Origin of the sequence: Aeromonas veronii bv. veronii (assembly GCF_000820225.1) — a bacterium.
Taxonomy (GTDB): Bacteria; Pseudomonadota; Gammaproteobacteria; order Enterobacterales; family Aeromonadaceae; genus Aeromonas; species Aeromonas veronii.
Window position 1 is genome coordinate 8173 of the sequence record NZ_CDDK01000019.1, and the last position, 1701, is coordinate 9873.

The window sequence follows — 1701 nt, forward strand, 5'->3', positions numbered from 1 at the left end:
CCAGATCCAGCTTGCCCGCCGGGGTATCGGCGCTGGCGTTGTACCAGTCGAGGTTGCCGTAGAGGTTGTCACACCAGGGGTTACCCTGGGCAAATTGCTCCACTTTGAGCTGCAGCTGGCCGCTGACGGTGAGCGGGATTGGCAGGCGCATCGGCACCCGGCTCAGCAACCAGGGGGCGGGGGCGTTGAGGGTCAGATCCCGGCCGAAGGCGGCGCCATTCCAGCCGACAATGCCCTGACCGTTCAGCCCGTTGCGATCGCCAAAGCGTATGGCCACTTCGGGGGCGAAGCGCAGCAGCGACCAGCCGTTGAGATCCCAGCGCAGCTGGTTCACCGATTCGCTGGCATATTGCAGTCGGGCAATCTGGCCACTCCAGAGGGTGCCGCTCACCCCTTCCAGTTTCAGCAGGTTGGCAACGTTGGCAGGCAGCGGCAGATGGCGAGCCACCAGTGCCGCGGGCAGGGTGGCCAGCAGGAAGAGCAGATAGGCGGCCAGAAACAGGCTGGCAATCAGGATGCGTTTTTTCATTGTGGACGACTCAACTGCAAACGTCTGACCTTGACCAGACCCGGGGCCAGATCCTCGCGGGCGATCTCGATGATTTGAACCTGAATACCGTGCTGCTCCACCAGCGTGGAGAGCCAGAGCAGCAAGTCATCGAACTGGACCGTGTCGATCCACACTTGCAGCTCCTGCGCCTGGGGTTGCAGCCGGGCAATCTTGATCTTGTGGTTGAAGGCGGTGCGGTTGACCACCCCTTCCAGGGTGCCGCTGGTGTCGATCTGGCGACCCGAGCCACCCTGCATGGCCAGCACCTCTTCCCCCTTCTCCTTGAGCCAGGCGAGGGTCTGCTGCTGGTTTTGCACCTGCCGCTCCCGCTCCGCGATGCGGTTGGCGATGGGCTGCCAGACGCTCCAGTAGAAGAGACCGACCAGCAGCAGAACGCCGCCTGCGGCCACCAGCCGCTGTTCCCGTGCTGTGATGCCGTGCCACCAGCTCTGCAATTTTTCCATCATGATGATTTACCCTTGAGTACCAGTGCGCCCTCTACCTTGCCCTCGGTGCTGCGCACCTCGCCTTGCTGTACCTCGAATTGTTTGCCGGCCAGCTCGCGGAACCGCTCGATCTCGGCAAAACCGGGGGCGGTCACCTGCAGCCTCAGCTCGCGGCGACTGGCATCAAAGCGCATCACCTGTGGTTTCAGACCGGGGACTTCGGCAAAGGTGGGGGCCAGCTCGGTGAGCATCAGCAGCACGCCGTTTTGCGGGGCTTGTCCCATCTGTTGCAGATGCTGGTTCATCTGGCTGCGCACGTTCACAATGCGGCTCTCACCTGGGAAGATGCGGGTATAGACGGCACGGATCTCCGCTTTCAGCGCCTTGTCCTGCTCGGTGAGCTGATAGAGCTGCACCCCGCGCTGGCCGAGGGCCACCAGCAGCAACAAGCCTGCGGTGATGGCCACCTTGCGCCACTGTAACCAGTAGCGGGCATATTCGGTCTGGGGTCGATAGGGGCCGGTCAGCAGGTTGGCGCGGCAGGTGAGTGCCCCCTTGGCCAGCAGCAGCATAGGGAGTTCAGGCTCCGCCGCCTGCCAGTTGGCGGCTGCAATGGCGGGCACCGGGGTGTGGCTGTGGATGGTGACTGGCTCGACTTCGGTTGCCAGCAAGATGGCCAGCAGCGGCTCGTCGGCGACGATCCCC

2 protein-coding genes and 1 pseudogene are annotated in these 1701 nt (G+C 63.6%); all 3 read right to left on the reverse strand.

The genetic code is table 11. The annotated features are described in order from the left end of the window. Positions 1-529, reverse strand: a 529-nt coding sequence (locus tag BN1139_RS08960) for a type II secretion system protein N (RefSeq protein ID WP_041980408.1), incomplete at its 3' end; no start/stop codon positions are given. Next, on the reverse strand, positions 526-1017 hold the full coding sequence (exeM, locus tag BN1139_RS08965; RefSeq protein WP_005350039.1) for a GspM family type II secretion system protein ExeM: 492 nt from the start codon (positions 1015-1017) through the stop codon (positions 526-528). The genes exeM and BN1139_RS08960, both read right to left, overlap by 4 nt. After that, a pseudogene (gene exeL, locus BN1139_RS21765) lies at positions 1014-1701 on the reverse strand (GspL family type II secretion system protein ExeL); the annotation flags it as partial. The pseudogene exeL and the gene exeM, both read right to left, overlap by 4 nt.